We start from the raw sequence: 25,042 nt of genomic DNA, 5'->3' as shown, positions 1-25,042 counted from the left end.
TGAAACATGTTCTTTGTAAAACCAAAAAAATCCCCTTTCTAAAGCAGAATCCCTTAAATCTCATACTCCTCAGCCAGTGCCTCCTGATATCCCGCAACTTTCTCTCTCCGCATACATTCCACAACCTCACTTAACTCCACCGACTGAATCTTATCTAACTTAGTAAGGCTTCCTTTACTTATCACCTTATCAGACTTAGCTTTCACATAATCCTCAACCCTATAATGCCACAAAACCAGTTTGTCCTGATACCTTCCCTTTAGCTTATCTCCAATCTGAAGTCCTTCTGGGTCGAAGTCTCCTGAGTAATATAAGACACATCCACCTTTTACCAGCAAATCTAGAAGCAATAATGACGTAAACATTAACTGCCCACTGGTGCAGACTGCCGTAACCTTTTTCGCTTTATATTTTTCAATAAACACACTGAACACACTAGGATTCTCGAATACATAAACCTCTTCGCTCTCTCCTAGTGCCTCCACCACATCACGCATTTGGCAAAGCATAATTGTGGCAGGCTCTTTTTCCTCCCAGAAACCTTCCATTCCTTCATGAAGTTTCCCATTCCTTTTACGCAAATGCACCCCATACGTTACCGTTCGATTGGATATTTCATCGGAAAGAAGCCCCACTTGGAACATCCATTCCATGCGCTTCTCTACCTCATACTGTTTGTCACCTAGTTCCCACATTTTCTGATCAATGGGATGCATTTCCAAATAAGCCTCTATCAAATAAAACAGCAGTCTGTGAGCTTTTGTTCCCACATCAAAGAAATGTGGATTTCCCGTAATATCCGCAGCAAAAATATCAAGTCGTTTCCGTTTTTCTTCCCACACAGGAAATGCATCAGCTCCCTGCATTGCCAGCGTTAATGTATCAAAAAGCAGATCAGGATCTTCATGATAAAACTGTCTGATATAAGAATAAACCGCACCACCTTTTTGCCTCACTGTGCGAAACCATCTAAGACTAAAGGTATCCTGAAATCCACTTTCTATCCTGTCAAGAAATTTATTCCACTGCTGTTCTTCCCGCCGCTTCTGTTCTTTCTTTGATTCTAAAGATTCCCCAAAGTAACCCTCTATAATATCCTCAATTTTAATATGAGCAAATTTCGTTTCTCCAAGTGCTCTTTGAAACTGCTCTACGGATATGGTTACTGTTCTGTTTTTATGATAAGGCTTTTGAAAAAATCCTTCCAATGCCTCTTTTTCCTCTGATGTGAGACTGGTTAATTTCACATTTCCTCCAAAATAAGACAGGCTAATGTATTTGTCCCGAATCCCCAAAAATAATCGTTCAAAGCCTGGTCTGGATCGAAAATATCCAACACACTTCTCTATGTCATCATGATTGCTGTTCAACTCGTTCTCCCACACTTTCTACATATTCTCTCTGTTTTCCATTCCATACGAAGGAAATGACTGTTACATATTTCACATTGCCCGGGCGCAAAAGCTGATAAATCGCAAGGCTTGGTACGGTTTCATAATCTCCATATAGAATCTGGGAGTTGATTATAAAATTAAATTCAAATTCCACCATCAGACGGAACATATCCTGAATGTTCATTTCATCCACACCGGCAAATGCTTCATCCAAAGATATCAGTCTTGGAGCATCTGTTCTGGCACCGTCGTATTTGGACGCAACAGCAGAAAATAGTGGCACATACATGGACATGGCTTTCTCTCCACCACTAAAGGTAAAGAATACGCGGTTGGTCAATTCCTTTTTATTCTCTCCTGTCTTCTTGCACTCTAACGTAAATTCAAACCATTTGCGGTAATCCAGAACTTCTTTTACAATCATATGAAAGGACTTTACATTTTCTTTCTGCTCTAGAACCTTTCTTGCCTCTGCGATTTTCGAGCGGAAATGACTGGACAGTTTCGTAAATTCCTCTTCTCGCATAATTTCTGTATCCTGTTTTAACAAATCTACCAGTTTGCTTGTGTCTAGCTGGCCTTCATGTTCTGCCCGCTTTGGCTTCCATTTTAAGCTTAGTGTTAAACCGCTTGAAGTTCGCATTTTGCCCATGTGTTCATTCATTTTACTGACCCATTCCATGCTCTTATAAATCTTAGCACGTATTTTGCGGCTGACGGTATTGGCAAGAATGTCTTCAAATAATTCTCTGTCCTTTTCGCTTAGTATATTTTCTTTTTCCTCAATAGCATGTTCCATTCGCTGTGACAGTTCCAGAAAGTTCACAGAAGAATACTGGTATTTGGCCTTAATATCCAGCCTTTTTCTTATGCTTCCTTCTTCTGAATCCACTATGAAAGCAGGTTCTAAGGACAAGTTATAATCATTCAGTGAACTTTTGTTTTCATAAAATACGTTCTGAAGTTTTTGCTGGAATTCTTCTGTTCTGCCATCAAAAGAAACGTCTATTTCCTTTAAACAGCAGCCTGCCTTTTCCATACAATTCATTTGCCCTTGGATATTTTCCAAAGGAACATACTGTAACTGCAGTTCCATCAAAAACATTTCTTCTGCTTTCGTTACTTCCGCTTTGGTTTGTTTGATTTTCTCTAGTATCTGGTTGCGGCCCTGTTCTGTCTGCCTGATTTCATTTTCCAGTTTTTCATGGTTTCTGATGTGCTGTTCTAAGTCCTTTGGAATTTCTCGAAGCCGGTTAATACATTGTTCCAGCTCTGCCTTAAGTTCCTCATAGCCTTGGATATTTAATTGTTCTGTCACTGATTGCAGCTGGGCTTTTAGCTGTTTTTCTACATTTTTTAACATATTTAAATCTCCCAGAAGTTCCTCCAGATCCTGCTGTATATTTTCTAGCTGTTCAGAAAATGTCTTACGATTTTGAGTACTGTTCTGATATTTATTATGAGACATTTGCAATTTATGAAATGCCTGTTGATACTGCCTGCTGTCCTCCAATGCTTCTTGGAAAATGTCTAGGCTTGGTGCTAGATGGACTTTATCTGCTAATTCCTGTGCCTTTGTACGGATATCTTTTAATTTTTTTGCCTCCTGCTGTTCCCTTTCCTCCTGCTGTTTTACCTCTGCCTGGCTTCTATCTAGTGCATGTCTGGCATCCTCTAGGGCTTTCATAGCAACTCTAAGGTCTGCATCCTTTGGAAATCCAGCCTGTTCTTGTGAAAGTTTTTCTAACTGCACCTTCTTTTCTTGCTGGCTCTCCAAAAGAATACTTTCTTCCCCTTTTTCCTGTTCTAACTTCTTTTTAAGCTTTTCCACCATTTCCCTACAGAACTGTTCTCTGGCATTTGCACCAATATATTTTGCTGTATAAGTTCCTGTAACCGTACCTGTTACAATTCCCATTCGGTAAGTTCCATCTTCTGCAATTCCAGTACAGCCCTCCATCTCCTGTGCCATCTGGTCACAGCGGACAATAGCTACTTCTCCTAAGATATCTGAAACCTGCTGATAAAATGCGCTGTCTGAAAGACATTCTATCTGAAAAAGGGAATGGAGATTCTCTTTCACCTTACTGGCATCACCAAATAAATAACGGTCACAGCCGCCATTTTCCATTCCTAGTACGGTTTTCTGGAACTCTTTTGGAATAATCAGTGCATTCAGAATACCCATTTGCAAAAGTGCTTCTTCTAGACGATTTGCCCTGTCTTGTGAAAGTTCCTCTTTAAAATCCACTACTTTATAAAATGGCGTAAATGGAATGTTCTTTTCTTTTAACTGTTTTCGATTCTCTCTTACTTCTTCTTGGCATTCTGGCTCTGGATCCGTTTTCCCTTCCCATTCTTTTAATTCCTCTCTGGTCTGCTCCATAACCTTTTGCAAGTCTTGTAAATTTCTTTCTATGACATACATTTCGTTATTAAAGTTCTGTTCCACTTTAAAAAACGGATCCCGCATCATCTTTCTCACATCATCAAAGTCATGTTCCATAGAAAATACTTGAATCATGCCTTCCATTTGCTGCAAGGTATTAGCATCCAGCACAAGATACTGGTTTTCCTGATTCCACCGATGGATCTTTTCCACAAGTTCGCTTTTTATCTCCGTTAGCTGATTATCTGTCTGATAATAAGTTGTCTCACATCTGTCTCGCCTGATTCTGCTGTCTTCTAGCTGCTTTAGTACCCTGTCATAATTCTGGCGGGTCAGATTCATCTCCTCTAATTTCTGTTTGCCCTTTTCTAATTGCTCCCGCAGTTTCTCCACCATACTCTGATGAGTTCCATAATCATAATCTTTCTCAGGTGAATCCATCAGATCCCGTTTCATAAAAGGAAATTCAAGTAAATCTAAGTTTTCATGATAGGCTTCCATCTCTTCTAAGAACTCCCTCATTTCCTGCTGGAACTGGTAAGCCCGATCCTCTTCCTCTCTCTGCTTGTTCTCAATCTCAATCTGCTGTTCTTTCTTACTGGAATAGCTCTTATCCTTCTCCTGTAACTTTCTTTTATTTTCTGCCAAGTCCTCTGCTAATTTATGTTTTTCCTCTGCTAAACCATGAATATTACTGCTAGATAAACTGTTCTTTTTCTTCTCTAAAACCTGCTGTTCCCCTTTTAACTCTTCCACCCTGTTTCTTGCAGCCTCATATTGATTCCTGCTTTGGCCTAATTGCTCCTCAAGCCTGTTTTTCTCCTGTTCCTGCTTCACGCATTCCTTTGTAACCTGCAAAAATGCCTTTGCCTTATCACGTAACACCGCCTGATTGTATTTTTCATATTCCTTTTTAATCTTATTAACTGCTTGAAAGCTTTCCTTTAAGCCATCCAGATCCATTTTTAAATTATCCATATTTTCAATGGCTTCCGACATAGGACGTAAATCATCTTCAGACAAAGGTGCCAGGGAACTGCCCAGAATCTCATTTAAAATGGATGGTTTAAAATCCTTAGACAGTTTTGGTGTTCTAAGCTGAATCAGCAGGTCAATTAATTCCTTATATTCTTCTATGGTGTCAAAGCCAAAGATCTGCTTGTTCACCATCTCCATATATTCTCTCTGGGTTTCCATTACCCTTCCGCCATCACCAATTCGGTTCTTTAACTCCTGTTTCGTAAAACTAAGTTTCGTTTTTCCCGCCTTATAAAGCGGAAAATCCTTATTGGCCCTTCGCCCATCCAGAATACAGAAATACCAGGTATCTAATTCCTTATTTTTCCTTGCACGCATTCCAATTCCAATGGTTAAATAAGCATCTGTATCCATTCTTTTAAATTCCATATATAAATAGCCAGTACGTTCTTCTCTGACATCATTTTCTTCTAATAAATAATTCTTCATTTTTCTGGCATTGGAACCAAAAGGGTCCAGTCTTTCTGGCCGCATATTGCCATCTAGCAAAAGCGGAATAAAACTCTGCATGGTTACGGATTTACCTGAACCATTGGAACCTCTCAAAAGCATTCTTCCATCTAAAAAATAGAATTCTTCTTCATCATAATACCAGAAATCCACTAATCCAATTCTATTCATCTGCCATCTGCTGTTCATGTTCCTGTCCTCCATCCTGATAATCTTTTGGATACCGCCCTATAAGTTTTCCTGCAATCGGATATATCTTAACTTCTTCCTCCTGCTTATTCACAGAAAAAAAACCATATTGTTCCATTTTATTCATTATAAGACTAGCAAACTCCCTGCTTTCCATCTCCCTGTATTTTTTCAGAAATCCATTGCCAAATTGCCGTTTGCACTGCTCTAAAATGCTTTGAAAACTGGATATTGAGATCCGTATCCGTTCGTCTTCTTCTGGGGTAAGCCTTCCTTCCTGAATCTCCTGATTAATAAGCTGATTGGTGAGCAGAATTGCATCGGATACTGTATTTGCCTCAGGAAATTCCTTTCCAATGGAGGCATTTTCCCCTACTGTCAGATAAGCACTGGTTCTGTGTACTTGCAGTTCACAGTCAAAATATCTATTAAAATCATCCATAATCAGATTCCGGTAATTCTTTATATAGGCAAATTCTTCGTCACTTTCTCCCGATTTGTACACAGCAGGAGAAAGGAGCAGATTGCGGTAAACCTTCTGCCTTCGGATCACGCCACGTTCTTCATTGCCTTCTGTCCACTCAATTCCTTCGTAATCCTCAATACTTTTCAACTGGCTAATATCTGTCGCAAAATTCCGCATGAAATAACGGGAAACCCCTGTATTTTCGTAAAGAACTTCCCCATCTTCCCGTTCTCTGAAACTGTCCTCTGTTCCATCATCCACCAGAAACAGCTGATTCTGAATGCAGAATTTCAACACTTTTATCAGATTTCTCCGATAAGAATACGATGTCCAGTCAATGGCCTCTTCTTTGTGATTTAATTTGATAAACTCTGTAAGCTGTGACAGCACAAACTGTTCTTCCATTTCTTTATCCTCTAAAAATGCCAGAATCAGGCAGAGAAATTCATAATGAATGGGTTCTGTAAAATCCTGAATTCCCATCCAAGGCTGTGCCACCGTCGGTATTTTCTCTAATTTAATCAAATACGGATTCACAATGACCTGATACCCTAGCTTTTCTGAAAAAAACTTCTTAACAGAAGGCAGCTCATCTTTTACCCGATAATACAGCTCTTTCTCTTTCGCCTTTACAATCCAGCGCTTAGAAAGCAATACCTCCATTACATTCATGACTGTCCCTCCTCTTCAAAAATGATCCGGTAGGACGGCATCTCAAATACTCCGTCAGTGCACTTTACTTTGCACCGTTCCCCTGCTTCTCCACCAATAACCCGATACCTCTTGCCATCTTCCGTTTTGGCTACACGGCTTTTGTTCTCCAAAGCCTTGGAGAGCCAGACCAGAAAAGTGTCTCGCACTTCCGGTTCGATTATCGGCAAAGTGGCAAAATCCAAAACCTGTTCCTTAATATATCCTTGCAGCAGCTTTTTCTCCCGCTCCACTTTTTCAAGCGTCTTCCGCTTCATTTCCTCTTTCAGTGCAGCCCTCTCTGCAATGCCACTTCGCTCCGCCTTCTGCCGGTATGTCCGGATTCTTGGCGCAATGATAAATTCCGTAGGACTTTCCTCATACACACCACTATTAATGCTTTCCGTATCCCTTTTAAAATCCCCTTTTAAATGAAATGTTTTTTCCACTCCAAACACACACGCCGCTAACTTATGGCAGTCCGCTATGGAAGCTTGTCCATGAAAATCCGATAAGACTTTCAGATATTCTTCTTTACGGCTTGCCCCACCATGTCCAAGACTGCTTAACTGGGTTGCATATCTGGTAATCTTTCGTATCATTTCATTGGTCATCTCAAATACTTTACTGGATTCTGGTTCTTTTCCATCTGCCGCAACAAACCATCTGTAAATATTATTCCATCTGCCAACAGCATTTTCCATAAATAATACTTCGTCTAAATCTCCATTGGTACGTGGAATTGTTTTTTCATGTTCCAAAACTTTATGTAATATATGATTACACTGTTCCTGATTTACTTTACGAAGACATCCTTCAATAGGTCCACTGTGATATTGCAGGCTTTTGACAAATTGGCGCAGATATTCCAGAAACTTGTCCTTGAAGATAAGAAACTGCCTTGTCTTCATCATTTCTTCTGCTTTTAAACTATTTAATTCTCTGATATAATCCTGATAATTGCGATTGAGTTTGATAAAATCATCATTCAGGCTCTTCCACCAGCTACTGGCTTTTTCATTGGAAGCGTGTTCCATTTCTGTGATTTTCACAATCTCGTTGCGGATTCGTTCCACTAGGGAAGGTTCAAGAGATGCTCCTTCTATTGAAAGATTTTCCAGACGAATAAGCATTCGTTCGATTTCCACAGAGTATTCTGAGAGCTGATATCGGTATTTTCTATTTTTAAATGCGTCGATGGATAGCACTTTTTTGGTATCCTGTACGGCATATAGGTTTTTCCATTCACACAACTGAGTTAAATCCTGCTGGCATTGTTCCTCGGTGTATTTTTTTCGATGGAAGTATTCTAAGGTCATGAGTTCTTCGTAAATATCGGTCTGGTAAAGCCAATACTGAAGTTTTTCATACTGTTCGTAGAAATAACGCATGATCGTGCGGTAACGGTCAGTATTATCGGTTGCAAGATATTTGGTTTCGGTTACCTGTTTGGTTGTTTTGTCTGATAAATGCATGATTTGAATGTCCTCCTGAGGTGGAATGAATTTGTTCTTAGATTAGTATACCATGAGCGGCATTGCATTGGCAAAAAGTAATTCTTTTAGAAAATATCCTTTTAATGTGTTTTTTATAATCTTTATATTATAAACATTTTATTCAAAATACTTCTCTCTTATATAATTTGCAACCTCCTCTATTTCTGGAAATAATGTTGCTCTATTTATAGAAAATTTATCCAATTCATTTAATATTTGCTTTTTTGCTTTACACGGAATCAAATAAATTTGTATCTTATTCTCCAGCTTATCAAATGCAATTGCTGGCTATACAGCTTAGAATATATGCCATTTAACGCCAGCAGTTCTTCATGATTCCCTTGCTCACAAACCTGGCCTTCCGAAATAACAGCTATCTCATCTGCGTCTTTTACTGTAGACAGTTAATTGTTCCCAGATATATAAATGCAACCAGTACGGAAACTCCGCTAATAATCAGGTTTTCTGGTCCATGATGTGCAAACTCACTGATATCTATTAAATCATTGGTCATTCGGGACATAATCTTTCCTGTATCGTTCTTATCGAAAAAGCTATAAGGAAGCTTTTCTATATGTTCAAACATATCCCGTCTCATCTGTGCCTGCATTTTCACTCCCATAACATGTCCCTGATATTGAACAAAATACCGAAACAGCGAACGGATAAAATAGTTTATCACTTCTGTATTCCTTTCTTGTGGCAAGCTGCCTCAAATATTACATTACTATGAATGATTACTCCAGCTAAACTTTCTCTCGCTAGATGGTGCAGAAAGGGAAAGACGAAGCAGAATTTCCACTTCATCTTTCCCAAATTCTTTCATTTCTGTCCAGTCGCTATCAAGGTTCCATTCCCTGAATCACATCACCATCATACATCATAACAATGGTATCTCCACCAGCAAAGGAATAATCATTTGACTGATCCATATTGCCCCAGTTTGCATTGGCAAACCGGGTGTCTAAAGCAATGTTTTTTCCTGGCTGTAATTCATATTCTAAGTCTTTGAAGGACATTTCCATGTAGCATTCATCCCCTCTAATCGTAACGAAATCAGCCTCAACACATTCTGCTGCACGGTAATACCAAGGATCTCCATCTAACTGCATACCTGCTGCATCACAATAAAATCTCTGCTCTGCTTTTGAATCTTTTGTGAAGTAATAGCGAACAGTTACTTTAGATAAATCAACTGGCTTTGTTCCTGTATTTTCAATGACGTATTTTCTCTGGATGGTTGTTTCTGTGTTCGCTCCTTTGCCATCTACACGCATTACAAGGCTTACTGCATTGTCTGGATCAATCGGTGGTTTTACAGGAACTGCTTTTTCTTTAAATCTTGCTGTAATGGTGTATGGTTTGCTTGCAACTTCTATTCCATCAAAAGTTACCGCTTTTGCTGTTACTACAAGGTCTTTTGTCTCCTCATCCTTTGTCTGTTCTGGCATGTATGCTACCGAATAAGGAGCTGTTGTATCGACACCAGCTTTTTCCTCATTTACATAAAATTCCACACTAGATACGGTATCTCCATTTTTCACATCGGCTTTTAAGGTAATTGGCTGGATTCCATTGGTGAAATTGATTTCTTTTCCCTCTGCAATGCCTTCTACACTGGCATTTACCCTAGGTTTTACGACTCCATTGCCTGGCTCGTCACCGTATACACGTTTTCCATCGTAATACATCGGAATCTTGGATGTAGAAGTGTATTCTTTTCCTGCAAGGTCTTCATGGCTATAATCGTTCGATGCATCCCAATTGCTCTTCCACTCAGAATCCTGTCCTGCTACAAGCGTAAACATCATGTCACGTTTTCCATGGAACGCAGCGTTCCAGGTGATTTCCACATAATAAATTCCATTTTCTTCATCCCATGCAACTGGTTTGCTAATAGAGGAAGCAACACCATCTGCAATGAATGCTTCATCGTATAAAATAGCGGCACTTACATCTTTGATAGACTGATGGGCATGTAATAACTCTGCTATATTAAAGAAATAACGAACACTTATTCCAGAAAGCCTTCTTGGAGGACATGCTACGTCATTGTGAATACGGATAGATACTTGTGAACGCTGGTCATTATCCTGCTCCTGTGCTCCTTCTATATAAAATGCATTGGTATCTTTTTCCTGTGGAATGGATTCCATAGGTTCCTGGCCTTCTCCATATTCCGCATAGAGTGCTGCTAATGCACCTACAAATGCTGCATTGTAATCAATTGCCACTTCGTTAAACACATAGTCTGTCCGATCGTCATGGTAATCATCCGAAGCATTTGGACCTCCTGCTAACGCTCCCCATAAAATATGGTGTGGATTCACCGGATCTTTCATATCATTGGTTGTAGAACCATGAGAAGCTCTGTGGTGAGGGTTCTTTGTAGAATTCTCTGCATAGCCTACTTCGTAGCAAGTGTTCATTGGGTTGTCCCCTAATATGTAATCCATCTGGGATTTGGACCAGTCAACAAATTCCTGTTTTGCTTTGTACTTATTGTAGACTTGTGCACATAACTGAGCAGCAGTATTGTAACGGCAGGATCCCCATGTAGTTAAGACACGAAATCCGCCTGGTGTTTCCGTAAGATACCCGCCATTGTGATCTTCATGCTCTACTCCTGAAAAATATTCGATATTCCAGCGGAAGAAGTTCCAGATCATTGGATCGTCTGTAATAGGAGCTAATTTTGCAAATACACCGCCCCATACCGTATCCCAGGAATGCACCCACATGTTCTGCCAGATGTCATTTCTAGTTTTGATAATTTTGCTTATGAATCCTGTAAAGTGTCCTGAATCATCAACATCATAAATGTCTGTGATATAATGCTTGTCATTTGTTGCGATATTTAGCCAGACTGCTGCCCAGGACAGTTCGTCATCATCATAGCCTGAATCATAGAACCCACCTGAGAAACCACATCCTCTGTTTTCTTTGGCAAATTCATATAATGCTTTGGCTGTGTCTAAGCATTTCTCTGCGTATTCTGGCTCTGTGTCTTTAAAGTTTAAATAATTGACTGCAAGAGATGCGGCGGCACCTGCACATTGATCCGCTGCTGGTGTTTCACTTGTTGCAAGCCAGACAGGCCTTGGCGTTGTCTGGAATTCCGGACAGCCCCAGTAGGTATGATCGGCGGCACCATCCCCAACCTGATAGCAGAATGCTACTACTTTTCCATCCGCATCACGAAATGTACAACGCATAAAATAATCATTAAAATGCTTTAAAATATCTTCTATGTGTTTCTGTTCTCCTACTTTTACATAGGAATCCCTGAACTCATAGTATCCCCATCCTAATGTGGAACCAGAATAACTCTGTGGAAGACCAAATTTTACGTGATCCCCAGCATCATGGAATCCACCGCTTACATCGATACATCCATCTCCATCTGGATCTAATACATCTTTGTGTTCGTCAATAAAAGACTGTGACAGATTGGTTCCATGAAGCTCTGTATCCTTTGGAATCAAAGGTACTTTTGCATCCTCCATGTGGCATTCATAACGATAATCCAAGCGTCCGTCCTGTGGACCACACATGTTAGCATCGTAAAAATACATAGATAACTGAAATGCTTTTGCGTAGTTATAACCAGTATCTTTGTTCTCCTCTGTCTGTCCTTGTACTGCCTTGACAGAAATGCTCTGATTTGGCATTGGTGCAATGACCACCGCCATTGTAAGTGCCATCATTGTGGCTAATCCCCTTTTTAACCATCGATGTTTCATACAGATTCCTCCTCTAAAAATTTTAATACTCATTACTGGTGTTATGTCCTCCTAGTAAAAAACAGCTTTTACAGGGAACACACCAGTTTATTATAAAGCCTTTCCATTTTATGGGCAAGATATCTTGAGTAAATGGCAGGTTAAAACAGCTTATTGTGTCACCGTTTTTCTTATCTATGGCATAAACACCTGTATATTTTAGAGGTATTCAGAAAAATATCCCTAATCTTTTAGTATATCAAACTTTTTTATATGGTTTATATAGTATTTATTAGCCATATATTTACACGCATTATTCTGCTATACTACTTTTGTATTGCATGCTTTACACAAAAATTTACTTATTAAGGAGGAATATTATGAAATTGAAACAGCGGATTTTTTCATTTGTTTTATGTCTGGTACTTACCATGTCTATGGGGAATGTATCAAAACTGCCACTTATTCAGGCACAGGATATTGCAACATCTGGATGCTGGATTGATCCAGGAAATTATACCAAATTCTGGTTTAATGTCTCTACCAGTCTGGATGTATATGGAAACCAGGGAACCAAGGATAATCCCTATGAAATCAGAACCGTCAAGGATCTGGCAGGACTGTCTTATTATTCTAATGTATCAAATGTTTTCTTTGAGAACAAATACATAACTGTTACAGCCAAAAGCCTTGATCTGGCAAGCCATTACTGGTATCCGATAGGATTAACCAATGTATTTTGTGGCAATTTTGACGGTGGAAACTGTGTCATAAAAAATGTGTTTATGGGAACCAGTTCCAGCTATTGCACGTACCAGTATATGGGGCTGTTTGGACGGACACATGGAAATCTGTCCAATCTTACAATTGACAACATGATTTACTATTCCAAAGCACTTCAGGTTGGCGGCCTTACTGCACAATGGCTGGGAGGAAGCATAAAAAATTGCAGTGCCAATGGACAGATTACAGATTGCGGCTCTAATTCCGACCATGCTGTGGGAGGACTGGCTGGATACCATGCTACCAGTGGTACTTTAATGGAACATTGCCATGTTATGGTGAACATCACAAAAGAAAACAACGGCTATTCATCATCTTTTTTAGGTCAAATAGGCAGCCTTATTGGCGGTATAAACATATCTAATACCGTTGTATCTGACTGTACTGCAAGCGGTACAATTAGTGTTCCACTGTATCATAACGTTAGTGGACTTATTGGCTATATAAATGGATCCAATACCGTTATAAGCAATTGCAACTCAAGCACGGCAATCACCTCTTCTGGATCTAGCAAGGTTGGCGGTCTTGCCGGTTCTGTTTATTCTGAAACTTCCATTACAGATAGTGCCTTTACTGGTTTTATTAACGGTAAAAACAAATCCAGAATAGGAGGTATAGCTGGATATATAGACGATACCGCTTCTATCAAAAACTGCTATTCTACTGCCTCTGTAACGGGTACAAGAAACTGCGAAATAGGTGGACTAATTGGATACTGTGAAAATGCGACCATATCCCAATGCTTTTTTACCGGGACCGTTACTACAGGTGAATGCTGTAATGTAGGTGGTTTTATTGGATACTCTGTAAATGCAACGGTATCGCAATGCTTCTCTACTGGAACCGTTACTGCAGATAAAGACTGTAATGCAGGTGGTTTTATTGGATATCATGGTAATTTAAAGGTTTATAACTCATATACCACTAGCAACATTTCAGCAGGTAGTTCCTGTAGTGTAGGCGGTTTTATCGGAAGTGCTTGTCAAGATTATGTTAAGTGTAATTCAATCATAGAAAACTGCTATGCCTCTTGTTCCATCCGTGCAGGAAAATCTTCTATTGTTGGTAATTTCTATGGAGATACTAATACTGATTATGTAACCAATACTTTCAAACGCTGTTACTGGAACAAATCCTGCCAGCAGATAGTAGCAGATGAAATAATTCCAGATGCTTCTAAAACGGGTGTAAGTTATAATTCTTTTCCTACAGTGCAGGCCGCTTCTGCCACTTATATGCAATCCGATGATTTTGTAGCAGATATGAATGAATATGTAAACCAAGCCACAGCAAACTACAGCAGCTGGACCCGTTCCGATAGCATAAACGATGGCATGCCATACTTAACGCTCTTCCAGGCTGTGCTAAAACTAAATACATCTGCTGACAAAGAATTTGATCCAAACGAAACTTCAACAGATCAGCAAGACTTTAACGTATATGGTATTATGGAGTTTCCAGAGTTTTCGGAATTGCCAGATTCTCCTGAGCCAACCACTTCTTCTACACCAAAACCAGATAAAATCAGTGTCAATTTAGAATGGGGTTCTTTGGAATATATTTATAAATCCGGTGCATATAACACAGAAACAAAGAAATATGCTGACGGTGTCTGGAAGCCAACGGAAGCAGGTAAATCTGACATCATCCGTTTAACGAACCGTTCTACTATGGATATTCAGGCACTCTTTTGCTTTTTGCCAAATACCAAAGACAGCACCAACTACCAAAACCTTTTTGGAACCTTCCAGGATGCTTCTTTACAAACGCCATTTACCGATCCTTTGACTTTATCTGCAAAACAAGGCAATGCCGTTATATCCAATGACATCCAGCTTTGCATCGGTGGAGTTCCAGAAGAAAAAATAAACAAGGCAAACAAAGAAGTGATTGGACAAGTCATTTTAACAATTAGCCCAGAAAAGGGAAAAGAACCTGTGCCAAGTCAGATACCAGAAAACACCGCTTCTGGTGAAGAAACAAGTCCTGCAGATATGTCAAGCGAAACACCAACACCTACGACAACAGAACCAAGCGAATCGCCAGTTCCATACATTTCTGATACACCAACAACAGAACCAAGCGGATCGCCAGTTCCATACGTTTCTGATACACCAACACTAGAACCAACTGGATATCCAGAACCATAAATGGGTTACTAATATAAAACCTCTTTATACGCACCTGCCTGGAAACCAATCGTGAAAAACAGCAATTTCCATACGGTGCGGCAAAGTGTCTTCCTCCTGTAAATAAGGAAGAAGGCACTTTGTACAGACAGAAAAAATACTATAGGAAGGAGCATTTTTTATGAACACCAAATCCAAACAAATGCCAAGTCGTTTCGCAGGCTATAATTCAGGCATTATCGCAGACTGCCATGCATTCGTCTCCTGCAAAAAGAAATCCGCCACCTTTTGTAACGAAAACAAAGGAACCTTAGAACGTTCTTTTCCGATAGATCACCCATGTCCAAAACAAGATTATATCCTTTCCCCATCCCAGCCAGAAGATCCCGTTCTTTCTATCCATACCAAAGAAGATCTGCTTTTATTAAGAGAAAAAGTAAACGCTGGAGATAACACTTACCAAAATGGCACTTTCCTCCTTATGGAAGATATCGATCTGTCCGGCATCAGCTGGATTCCCATAGGTGCTTCCGAAGGAACTCCATTTCAAGGCACTTTTCTTGGAAACGGCCATGCCATTCACAACTTGTCCGTACAGCAAAAAGAGCCTGTGGCTGCTGGATTATTTGGCTATATTTCTCATGCTGCCATAACCAATCTTGTTCTTTCTGGCCATGTAAAAGGCAAAATGGAAGCAGGACTGCTTACAGGCGTAGCAAACGAAAGTACTATAACCAATTGTTACGTAACGGGATCTGTTTTTGGCAGACAGGCTACCGGCATGTTTGCAGGTTATAATACAGGAGAGATCCGAAACTGTTATGCCGAAGGGAAACTTCTTGCAAAAACCAGAATGCTTCCAGTCGTTCTTTCTTCCGCTGCCTCGCTTCTGGTTATTGGAACTATCGCTATACTGTTTCACCATAAAAAACTCAATACTCCTGATTATTTTCCTCCAATCCCAGTAGATACCAGTGTTACACGGATCGATCATAAAAAATCAAAGACAGGGAAAAACAGCATATCCTGCGATTTTGCAACAGAACTGGTTTCCAATAAAAATGGCATGACTCGAATTGATTTTCGTAATCCTGGCGAATCCAATCACCATGCTGTCATACAGCTTCAGATTCCCGATTCCGAACTGAACGCCAGATTAGGAAAAACAGGCCGCACCAAGAAGGAACAGTCTAAACTGGATCATCTGAAAGCTTATAATCCAGACACCTACCGGGTAATCGTTGCCGAAAGCGGTTCTATTCCACCAGGATTTTCCCTGCCATCCATTCCACTTAAGAAACTGCCAGATGGAACAGAACTTCCAAAAGGAACGTACCATGCGATTGTTTATTTATCCTTTTATAATATTGCCACCAATTCAGAAGCAATGGTTCACACCCAGTCACCTGTTACTTTAGTAATCCGCTAGACAAACAAAGTCTGCATTCCTTAGGCTCTCCGTGGAAAGATTTCTTAAGGAAACGCAGACTTTGCTTATATGACCTTGGCTGTCATACGAAATGAACGTAACCGTTTTTTAATACAAACGTATGGATTAATATAGATCTTTCCATCCTCAACACATACATACTCACCTGGCAAATTACAATGCGTTTCATATGCTACTCTCCTGAACTATACCAAAATCCTTATAAATAGGGCTACTATAAAAAGAAACCGCAGATATTTTAATGGAACTGCTTTCAGCACCACTTTATTGCCTGGTATAATTTGCCTTTCTTCAAAAGGATGTATTACCTCTCCAACATAAGCGGCTTTAACAGTCCGGCACCCTTTATCATCCAGTTTAACAAGTTCTGGCGGCTACTCTCTATGCCGTACCGTTCGAATTCCTGTTCCTGGCGGTAGAGTGGCATTGCATTTGTGTATTTCTGGTTTAGTATGTATGCCATCATGCTTGGGGATACCATGCTCTTTGGAATCATCGCCTTTATTGCCTGCTGCATGAACTAGATACCGAGAGCTTGTGGAACATACAGCTTGTAGACACCGATTTCAATCAGGATTTCTTGTTCACATGACTGCTGGATTCCATTTGATTTTAGATCAAGTGGAAGGAATTTTACTTCCTGTTGTTTGGCATGGTACTCATGCATCCATCTGGAAAAAGTGGAAAGCTTTGACTTTCCGCTTGCCAGGAAGTTTTGGATATGCTGTTCCCGCTCTTGCTTCGTTGTGAACTTTCTTTTTTTATTGATACTACCTCCTATGGTTTTGATTTAGTATAATGGAAAGAAGCGGGAATGGCAGGCGTATCTGAGTTGACGGTTCTCTATGGTACATCCTTCCACATGCTATAGGGCAACTCTATCTATTCATCTATTCTGCTTCTTTGATATAAAACTACGTATGCTACAATGCATACTACAAAATTTACTGCAAGAATTACTACATTTTCTATTTTCATTTGCTGTCCATTTACAATATAGCTCACTTGCTGTCCATATAAAAACTTAGCTACCTTCTCAAGACTTTTATTAAACGAAACCAACATTGGCAAAAAGGAAAATACCATCGCTAATGGAACCGCTACTCCATTGGCAGCACTTGCACTCTTTGATTTGGTTCCAATACACATACCAATCAATACCGATATAATTCCTCCAGCTAAAGCTGCGACATAGAAGGAAATAATCTGGTTGGTTGTAAAATCAGATAGAAAAATGAATACCGTTCCTGTAAGCATATTGCTTAGCAATACAAATATTGCAATGCTAAAGAAATACTCGAATGGTCTAACTCCTGACATAATCAATACACGCAGTGTGTTTTTCTCCTTTTCTTCCGATATGAAACTGGCAGTTGTAACAAGTGGTGTAAATACACAATGCATAGTAGCAAAAATCATGACAAGGTATTCGGAGACATCCTTGGATACGGATTGTGTCAGAATAACGGCTATCACTGGAAAAACAAAGAATAAAATCAATACTTGCAGATTTTTACTTACATCTTTAATCTGTTTATCAATAATGGCACCAATATGACCTAAACTTAGCATTACAATAACCCCCTTCCCGTTAACTGCTTAAATACCGTCTCTAAATTTGGCTCTGATGAATGAATTGTTTCTACCTTATTTGCTTCAAAACAAGAACTAATCGTTGCTGCAGAATCTGGCCTGTTAGGAACAACAAGTTCCTTTCCATCTTTACAAAGAATTGTAATCATGTTCTCTGTATTATACTTCCTGCATATTTCTTCTGGCTCTCCATATTCCACAATATATCCTTCATTCAATAACGCAATTTTATCACACATCTGATAAGCTTCTGTCATATTATGTGTTGTCAGGAAAATAGTTGTTCCATGGCGTTTTAATTCTAACAAATAGTTATGAATTTCTTCTACAGTCATCGGATCCAGCCCACTAGTAGGCTCATCCAAAAATAATAGTTTTGGCTTATGCAGAACCGCCCTCGCTAATAGAAGTCTCTGCTTTTGCCCTTTGGACATTCTTCCTGCAGGCATTTTTCCTACTTTATTTAAGCCAACTTTATCAAGAATTACTTTAATCTCTGATTTCGGAACACTATATAGCTTACAGAATAACAATAAATTATCATAACAAGATAAACGTTCATAGATTCCACAGTTATCAAGAACCATTCCAACCTTGCTATAGATTTCTCTCCCTATGTCTTTGCAATGCTCATTAAATACTTTTGCTGTCCCCTGATAACCAATCTGTCCCGTTAAAATTTTAATCAATGTTGTTTTTCCTGCACCAGATGGACCTAATAACCCAAAAAACTCACCTTCTGGAATTTGCAGTCTAATCTCATTCAGAACATCTTTAGAACCAAATGATTTACTTAAAGATTCCAATACAATACAATTACTCATCTACATGCTCTCCTTCTACATACTTTTTCTGATACTTCAAAAGTAATTCTACATATTTTTTGCTTTCCACTTTAATTTTCAGTAACATTATTGATGTACTTGCTATAAAGCTTCCTAAAACTGCAAAGATAAATGCAATCCATGCTTTCACGTTATCAAGGGGAAACCATTCAAAGACCAGTACACAACCTACGATTCCAATACATATGATCAGTATCATCCACACAATACGCCATAGCTGTACCATGTTGCGAATGACTATATCCGATAGAAAAAAGTTCGAATCGAAATAATGAAAAATACCATCAAAAAAATTGAAAATTGTCGAAATGGCAATCCCCTTACTGCCAAGTTAAAAAATCTTTGAGATTTCTTTTGCTCCTTCTCCAATCAAAACAGAATGCACTGTAATGGTAAGAAGTGATATTGCAAAAACTACAAGTACATCTGTAAAAAAATCAAATGCCGTATTCCTTTTCTCCATCATTACTTCCACCCCAACTTTCTTTTTAATCCCTCAAGTTTCATAGTAAATGTTTTTATCAAGGATAGCAGTCTTTCAATCTCTGGGCTGATTTTCTCACAATTGATGACATTCTCTATATCTTGAAGTGATTGCTCCGTATTGATTCGTATTTTCATCAATTCACCCCCGTCTTGCTTCTAACTATAAAGAGAAATGATTTCATTTTCAAGCGTTCCTTCTTATCTTGCCTTTTTTGCTTACTAAGTTGCATTTTTAACAAATTCCGATTTCTCTATAATCACAAAAGTAAAGCCATGAGATCCAAATCAACCCAATACTTTACAAATTCTAAATTTCCACTATCGTTTCTTTTAAAGCTCGTTGTAGCAATTCCAGATCATTTCTGGTATTCAAATTCATATATTGACTTCCTACTATAAAGGATGAAATATGCTGTTTTTGCTCAACTAATAAATTAAAAAGCCCAACCAGTTCTCTCTCTCCTCGTATTGGATTCACTGGCACTTGACCTAGCATATCAAGAACTTTTTCTCCAAACAGCACATTTCCAGTTCCCATAAAATTATTATACGGTTTATCAGGCTTTTCCAAGAAATCAATCATATGTAACTGCTCATCACAGTGAAATGTATATGTCTTTTTCACTAATTCAATGTTATCTGTCTCAATGATTCCAATCCTACACATATCATCAGACTGTAAAAAATCCGTTACCGATTCCTGATACCGATTATCCAGAATTACTTCATCACCCAGCACCATCATAAAATTGTCGCCTCGTAATGCTTCTGTTGCCGTTTCCAATGCATGAATCAATCCCTTTTGTTCGTACTGCCTGCAATAAGTTATCTTAATGCCTGCAACTTCATTTCCGATTATTTTCATGACTTCCTCTGCCCTATATCCAACCACTACGACACATTCTGTAATTTCTTTTATATTACACAGTCTTTCCACAGCATATTGTACAACCGCTTTTCCATTCAACTTGATTAAACACTTATTTTCCCCTTGTGTAATATCATTTAACCTTTTTCCTCGACCTGCTGCTAAGACTAATCCCTTCATTTGCAACATCTCCTAAATATATTCTAACTGCTTTAGCTACTGTTCTTCTTTTGACAAACTGCTTATTGATAGTGATGCAACTCCTAATGCCAATAACATAACTGCTTCCTTTGGTTTTAATGCATCTAATCCTAAACATACTAAAGTTCCAATGCTTGTGCCAACCGCTACAGCCTTTAACACCTTATTCACTACATCCTTCATTTTCTTCATCCCTCTTTCTTTTTTGTATAACCTCATATTACCTATTATTTTTGTCTGAGATTTAATATTCTTTTATAGAATATATAAAGCTGATTAAAATCTTTATTCAATAATTTATATAACCTACGCATTTTATCACTGTTCTGTACTTTCATTTCCTCATACGTTCTAAAATCATTTTCATTTATTTCATTGAATCCCCAAAGTCTCGCATTGGAAGTCAGGTTATAGATATTTCCTTCTCTGAATGCATTTTTATTCTCCACCATCAGTTCAGCATATGTTGTTCTGTCTTTTAGTAACTCTATCCCATACCGTTCTGGATATCGTCCAATCAAACTATTAGGAACAACAAAATATTCATTCATCCAAAAATTGTTTACTAAATCATTATGCTTCTTAATGAAACTATATGTTGACATAAATTCCGTTTCACGCTCATACGGTAATCCAATGATAACCTCTAAGTCTGCCCATATTCCTACTTGTTTACACCACTCAAGAACATGTATTGCCTCCTCTAAGTTAAGACGCTTATCAATAAGATTGAGTATTTTTTCATCTCCTGTTTCAAAGCCAAATACAAGTTTGCGACATCCACATTCATATAGGATCTGGAGTTTTTCCAGAGTTAAACCATTCACTCTTCCACAATCTGACCAGTAGATCGTCAAATTCCGTTTCTTTAGCTCATCTCGAAATGCTTTAATAAAATTCATAGAAGAAGGAAAATAATTATTTAAAAAATAAAAATAGTTGGACTGATATTTCTTTGATAAAAATTCAATATCATCTACTACCTGATTTACGTCACCCACAATCATATTACTTCTATCCGTATCACTTTGAGTACAAAATGCACATTTGTAAATGCAATTGTAGTTAAAAATATACGGAATAATAAGTTTTCGTTCCTTTGTCTTGGTAAGATTAAACTTCTTTACCACATTCATCAGTTTAAGTGGAAAGCGAAAATACACTTCCTGATTTTCTTTTTCAGATTTAGTAAACGGATAAGTATAATCATTCATATCAAGGTTACACCAATTAGGTCTTGTTATAATAGGTGCTCTCTCCATATTCGCAATTACTTCATCATCTTTTATTCTAAGAATCCCATCCTTTGTTTCCAGATTAAGCTTCTCTGGATCGGTATTCAAACTATTAATAATCTCCCATATGATTTGTTCTCCTGGACCTTTTATTACATACCTAAATTTCGCAACAAGAGTCATCAGTAATTCCCTGTAAAAGTCTTTAAAAATATACAAATAGGATATATTATTACCACCTATAAAAACAGGCTTTCCCGTTTGCTTTTTTAGATACGCCCCAAATAAGAAACCTAGATGAATCTGAAGCATAGAAAAATCTGCTCCAATAGAAATTCCATAAGCATCATACTCTTTCCAGGAATCTCCTATAATCATTTCTACAACTTGATCAAGTTCAGAATCCTGTCCTGTTTTTAAATAATGAATTACTCGATCCTTATCATATATTAATGCAATCCTATCCAGTTCTTCAGATGAAAAAGTACGATTTGTAACCAACTTACTCGTATCGTTTATGGTTACTGAAATATTTCGATCTTCTAAATAAGAAGCAATAATTCCCATAGCTAACGAAAGTGAAATTTCATTCCCTTTTTCTACGATCATTTGCTCATCAGTCACCAAAATCAAATTAAATTTTTCTATCATTTGCTACCTCTTCTTTTTACTCGTTTATAATATGATTTACGATCTGAATAGGTGATTTCAATTTCTCTAAACTACACTTTAATGCTGCTACTCGCTCTGTTATCCTAGCTCTTTCCTGTTCATTAAATAACAGTTCATGAATAACTTCCATTGTCTCATTCATTTTAAACTGTTCACGCATACAGACAATATCAGCATATGGATTGTTCTGAAATACTGGTTTTAAGAATTCATACCATCCTACCGGAAGCATCATATATTTATACATATGAATATCTTCTAATTCTGCTGCGTAATTGAAATTACCAAAGCTTTTTTCTTCTATTTTATGCGGGAACACAATGCTATTAATTATGTTTACACACATGATTTCAGAAAGTGCTAATCTTATCATAGAAGTAGATGTCATATTTTTTCCAATATATAAATCAGCAGTCATAGCATATTCATCAAACTGTTTGGCTGGCATAGAATCATAGCAATGAATATTTGAATAATCCCTGAAACCTTCCGTTTCCTTTCCAATACAGATAATCGTATAGTAAAAAGATAATTGAATTATCAACTCATCAAACAGCCTTCCTGAAAAATCAATAAAATGTCCAACCTTCTCATTTTGAATATGACTTTCCTGCCATTTTGCATAAGAAACTAAAATAATCTTTTCATTTACATGAAATCCGTATTTTTTTCTTAACTCTTCCTTGTTTTTTTGCGAAGTATCCAGCAGCTTATGTACAACAGAGTATCGATAACCTAATTCATTTTCTTTATTTTCAGGATTAATTAATGGACACGGTAATATCTTTGCTCCATAGTCCTTGATATCTACCTTATTAGGAATAGGACTTACAAAACCATACGTATCCATACATTTCCGTTCCAGACTCCAATTATAGATATCAAATGTTGCAAGCTTCCCTCCGAATATGTCAAGATCTTCTCTTAAAATTCCATAATGCTTATCTGCAAAACTATAATTCAAAAAATCTGACAGAATCACTACTTCTGGGCAAAAACTGTGCTCAACTTCTGCCAGAATAATCTGATTAAACTTTCTTGATTTTGGAATCCATGTAACATATTTAAATCCTTTAGCTTCTACATTTTTTTTATGGGTAGGCGGAATAATGAAAAGAACTCTGTTTTGTAGATTTTTCAGTTCTTCTGCAAATTGTATGGCAATAAGCAATTCTCCAAATGCCCAATAACTTGTAACAATAAATGCAACTCTCATATTTATTCCGTTTCCAAAATAGGTTTTACGTTTTTAAATTCATCCCAACCATATTTTTCTATATACTCGTTATACATTCCACCACATAGTTTATCTTTCTTATATATACATTTTTCACACATTACTCCTAGTGTTCTCGTTTTGGATGTCATAAAATCCGCATAATTAGGAAGTACAAACATATGATATAGAAGTTTAAAATTTGAAGCTTCCCAATCAACTATGTATTTTGTATAATCACCTAGCATGCAAGGTGCAAATCCTTCCAATGTTACTACAGTTCCTTGAGATTCTACATAATCTACCGCCTGCTTAACCGGCTCAATTATATCTGTGAGTCGAGGTGCAACTTCTTCAAAATTCTTGTATGCGCGCCCAGCTGGATGCATTGCAGAAATATTGATGTGATCCACCTTTAATTCCTTTACAATAAATTTTATAATATCAACTAACTGGTTCCTATTTTTTTTATACACAACTGTATTTGTTCTGACTTTGGCACCCAATTCTTTTGCATTTTTAATTCCCTGTATAATTTCTCCTAACCAAGTCTCATCTACATTGGCCAAGTCTGCCATTTCCTTTTCAGATATCGTATGAAATGAAGTTACAAATGTTTTCACATTTAAGTCAATAAGCTGTTGTGTAAATTCCTTATCTTTTAAAGTTCTTGCATTTGTCTGTAAAGATACTTGAGGATATCCATATTCCTTAATCATTGTCAGAACTTCAATAAAACCTGGCACGATAGTAGACTCTCCTCCATGGATATTGACAATTTCATATCCTTGTCCACTATTTTCTTTCAGGAATTTTTTTATTGTTTTCATATTAACGGCTTCTTTTCTCTCCTGATAAGAATCCACAACACAAAACTTACAAGACTGGTTACATTGATCTGTTAAATGAATACTTAACCCCTTCATTAAAGTCCCTCCATTTCCAAAACAACCCTACGGTTAACAAAATTACTCTTTGTTCCTATTGGTACTACATTTTCATTCATCTCTCCACCTATACATTCACCGTCTTCTTTCTTTACATATAGACGTCCACTGTATATGGATTTGCTATTTTTTGTTCTTCCCGATTTTGCATCTTTCATAAATACACTGGATGGTTCTGCATAGTAATCATATATCCAACATTCTTTTCCTTCATATAGCCCATTACCTATTAAGCGTACATAAAAATCATCATTATAGTAATAAGATGTGTCCGAATACTGACCAGCTCCAATTCCAGTATTTTTCTTCGACAGTTCTTCCAACCTAGTATATTCTTTTGTAATGTTACTGTCTCTTCGACGTGTATTGATCAAACACAGATATGAATCAAACGATATAATATCCAATACCTGCATAATAAGTAAATACACACTTGGGAGTTTGGGATATTTACTGAAGCATTCTTCAAGAGTGGGATAAAACTTTTTTTCTGAATTACCATGTTCTTTTATAATCCTGTAATACTCATCCAAATCTATACTATAAAGCGTATTATAGAATTCTGCTCCTTTTGCAAATGTCCAGGTTTGAAATTTTTCACTTCCCGATGCCATATATTCCGTACTCTCCAATGTATACTTTGCAAGCCCTACCATTGGATCAATCATCTCATATATCTCTCTAGTAAACTTACTCTGTAAAATATCGGTTCTAACAGAACCATTTTTCATATCCACATGATAATTCTTCATGATTATATGAAATCTTCTTTTACTATTTAGT

At 37.8% G+C, this 25,042-nt stretch carries 20 protein-coding genes; 2 read left to right on the top strand and 18 right to left on the bottom strand.

All coding sequences use genetic code 11. The annotated features are described in order from the left end of the window. Window positions 1-53: 53 nt before the first annotated feature. The 6 genes from BMY85_RS03970 to BMY85_RS03945 all read right to left on the bottom strand — a co-directional run bounded on the left by BMY85_RS03970 (window position 54) and on the right by BMY85_RS03945 (window position 11,855). A complete protein-coding gene (locus BMY85_RS03970; protein ID WP_177180620.1) occupies window positions 54-1,370 on the bottom strand; it encodes a TIGR02679 family protein in 1,317 nt (438 codons plus the stop codon). Beyond that, window positions 1,354-5,460, bottom strand: a complete 4,107-nt coding sequence (locus tag BMY85_RS03965) for a TIGR02680 family protein (protein ID WP_177180619.1) — start codon at window positions 5,458-5,460, stop codon at window positions 1,354-1,356. The genes BMY85_RS03970 and BMY85_RS03965 overlap by 17 nt, the downstream gene beginning before the upstream one ends. Further along, window positions 5,435-6,598, bottom strand: coding sequence for a TIGR02678 family protein (locus BMY85_RS03960; RefSeq protein WP_092476681.1), 1,164 nt, complete (start codon window positions 6,596-6,598; stop codon window positions 5,435-5,437). Before BMY85_RS03960 ends, BMY85_RS03965 begins: the two co-directional genes overlap by 26 nt. Beyond that, on the bottom strand, window positions 6,595-8,091 hold the full coding sequence (locus BMY85_RS03955) for a TIGR02677 family protein (protein ID WP_092476679.1): 1,497 nt from the start codon (window positions 8,089-8,091) through the stop codon (window positions 6,595-6,597). Before BMY85_RS03955 ends, BMY85_RS03960 begins: the two co-directional genes overlap by 4 nt. Before the next feature lie 412 nt (window positions 8,092-8,503). Next, window positions 8,504-8,794 carry an ABC transporter transmembrane domain-containing protein gene (locus tag BMY85_RS03950; RefSeq protein ID WP_278280377.1) on the bottom strand — a complete coding sequence of 97 codons (291 nt, stop codon included), beginning with the start codon at window positions 8,792-8,794 and terminating at the stop codon, window positions 8,504-8,506. 160 nt (window positions 8,795-8,954) lie between these two features. Then, window positions 8,955-11,855 (bottom strand): glycoside hydrolase family 9 protein, encoded by a 2,901-nt coding sequence (locus tag BMY85_RS03945; protein WP_177180618.1) that lies wholly within the window; start codon window positions 11,853-11,855, stop codon window positions 8,955-8,957. 359 nt (window positions 11,856-12,214) lie between these two features. Here BMY85_RS03945 and BMY85_RS03940 point away from each other — a divergent pair, with 359 nt between their 5' ends. Together BMY85_RS03940 and BMY85_RS03935 are read left to right on the top strand one after the other, a co-directional pair. Further along, window positions 12,215-14,767 carry a GLUG motif-containing protein gene (locus BMY85_RS03940; protein ID WP_177180617.1) on the top strand — a complete coding sequence of 851 codons (2,553 nt, stop codon included), beginning with the start codon at window positions 12,215-12,217 and terminating at the stop codon, window positions 14,765-14,767. Between the two features lie 160 nt (window positions 14,768-14,927). After that, on the top strand, window positions 14,928-16,175 hold the full coding sequence (locus BMY85_RS03935; RefSeq protein WP_092476673.1) for a M26 family metallopeptidase: 1,248 nt from the start codon (window positions 14,928-14,930) through the stop codon (window positions 16,173-16,175). A gap of 325 nt (window positions 16,176-16,500) precedes the next feature. Here BMY85_RS03935 and BMY85_RS03930 read toward each other — a convergent pair whose 3' ends face one another. From BMY85_RS03930 to BMY85_RS03890, 12 genes are all read right to left on the bottom strand, one after another. Next, window positions 16,501-16,677 (bottom strand): IS66 family transposase, encoded by a 177-nt coding sequence (locus BMY85_RS03930; protein ID WP_177180616.1) that lies wholly within the window; start codon window positions 16,675-16,677, stop codon window positions 16,501-16,503. A 401-nt stretch (window positions 16,678-17,078) separates the two neighbouring features. Further along, window positions 17,079-17,768, bottom strand: coding sequence for an ABC transporter permease (locus BMY85_RS03925; protein WP_092476669.1), 690 nt, complete (start codon window positions 17,766-17,768; stop codon window positions 17,079-17,081). Further along, on the bottom strand, window positions 17,768-18,613 hold the full coding sequence (locus BMY85_RS03920; protein ID WP_092476667.1) for an ABC transporter ATP-binding protein: 846 nt from the start codon (window positions 18,611-18,613) through the stop codon (window positions 17,768-17,770). The genes BMY85_RS03925 and BMY85_RS03920 overlap by 1 nt, the downstream gene beginning before the upstream one ends. After that, window positions 18,606-18,833: a hypothetical protein gene (locus BMY85_RS03915; RefSeq protein ID WP_092476665.1), complete on the bottom strand. Its 228-nt coding sequence runs from the start codon at window positions 18,831-18,833 to the stop codon at window positions 18,606-18,608. The genes BMY85_RS03920 and BMY85_RS03915 overlap by 8 nt, the downstream gene beginning before the upstream one ends. 132 nt (window positions 18,834-18,965) lie before the next feature. Further along, on the bottom strand, window positions 18,966-19,100 hold the full coding sequence (locus BMY85_RS16020) for a hypothetical protein (protein ID WP_278280376.1): 135 nt from the start codon (window positions 19,098-19,100) through the stop codon (window positions 18,966-18,968). After that, window positions 19,100-19,255 carry a hypothetical protein gene (locus BMY85_RS15495; protein WP_177180615.1) on the bottom strand — a complete coding sequence of 52 codons (156 nt, stop codon included), beginning with the start codon at window positions 19,253-19,255 and terminating at the stop codon, window positions 19,100-19,102. Before BMY85_RS15495 ends, BMY85_RS16020 begins: the two co-directional genes overlap by 1 nt. 172 nt (window positions 19,256-19,427) lie before the next feature. Next, the gene (locus BMY85_RS03910; protein ID WP_177180614.1) at window positions 19,428-20,168 is read right to left on the bottom strand and encodes a sugar phosphate nucleotidyltransferase; all 741 of its coding nucleotides are present in this window, start codon (window positions 20,166-20,168) and stop codon (window positions 19,428-19,430) included. A gap of 36 nt (window positions 20,169-20,204) precedes the next feature. After that, complete coding sequence (locus BMY85_RS15490) at window positions 20,205-20,381, bottom strand: hypothetical protein (RefSeq protein WP_177180613.1); 177 nt, start codon at window positions 20,379-20,381, stop codon at window positions 20,205-20,207. Window positions 20,382-20,416: 35 nt separating this feature from the next. Further along, on the bottom strand, window positions 20,417-22,075 hold the full coding sequence (locus tag BMY85_RS03905; protein WP_092476661.1) for a B12-binding domain-containing radical SAM protein: 1,659 nt from the start codon (window positions 22,073-22,075) through the stop codon (window positions 20,417-20,419). 16 nt (window positions 22,076-22,091) lie between these two features. Beyond that, a complete protein-coding gene (locus tag BMY85_RS03900; RefSeq protein ID WP_092476659.1) occupies window positions 22,092-23,312 on the bottom strand; it encodes a DUF6365 family protein in 1,221 nt (406 codons plus the stop codon). A 2-nt stretch (window positions 23,313-23,314) separates the two neighbouring features. Beyond that, a complete protein-coding gene (locus tag BMY85_RS03895) occupies window positions 23,315-24,238 on the bottom strand; it encodes a radical SAM protein (RefSeq protein WP_092476657.1) in 924 nt (307 codons plus the stop codon). Beyond that, window positions 24,238-25,011, bottom strand: coding sequence for a hypothetical protein (locus BMY85_RS03890; protein WP_143066315.1), 774 nt, complete (start codon window positions 25,009-25,011; stop codon window positions 24,238-24,240). Before BMY85_RS03890 ends, BMY85_RS03895 begins: the two co-directional genes overlap by 1 nt. Window positions 25,012-25,042: the final 31 nt, after the last annotated feature.

The organism is [Clostridium] polysaccharolyticum (assembly GCF_900111595.1).
Taxonomy (GTDB): Bacteria; Bacillota; Clostridia; order Lachnospirales; family Lachnospiraceae; genus Clostridium_AI; species Clostridium_AI polysaccharolyticum.
Note: the sequence above shows the minus strand (reverse complement) of the source record. Positions and strands in the feature narration are given on the sequence as shown.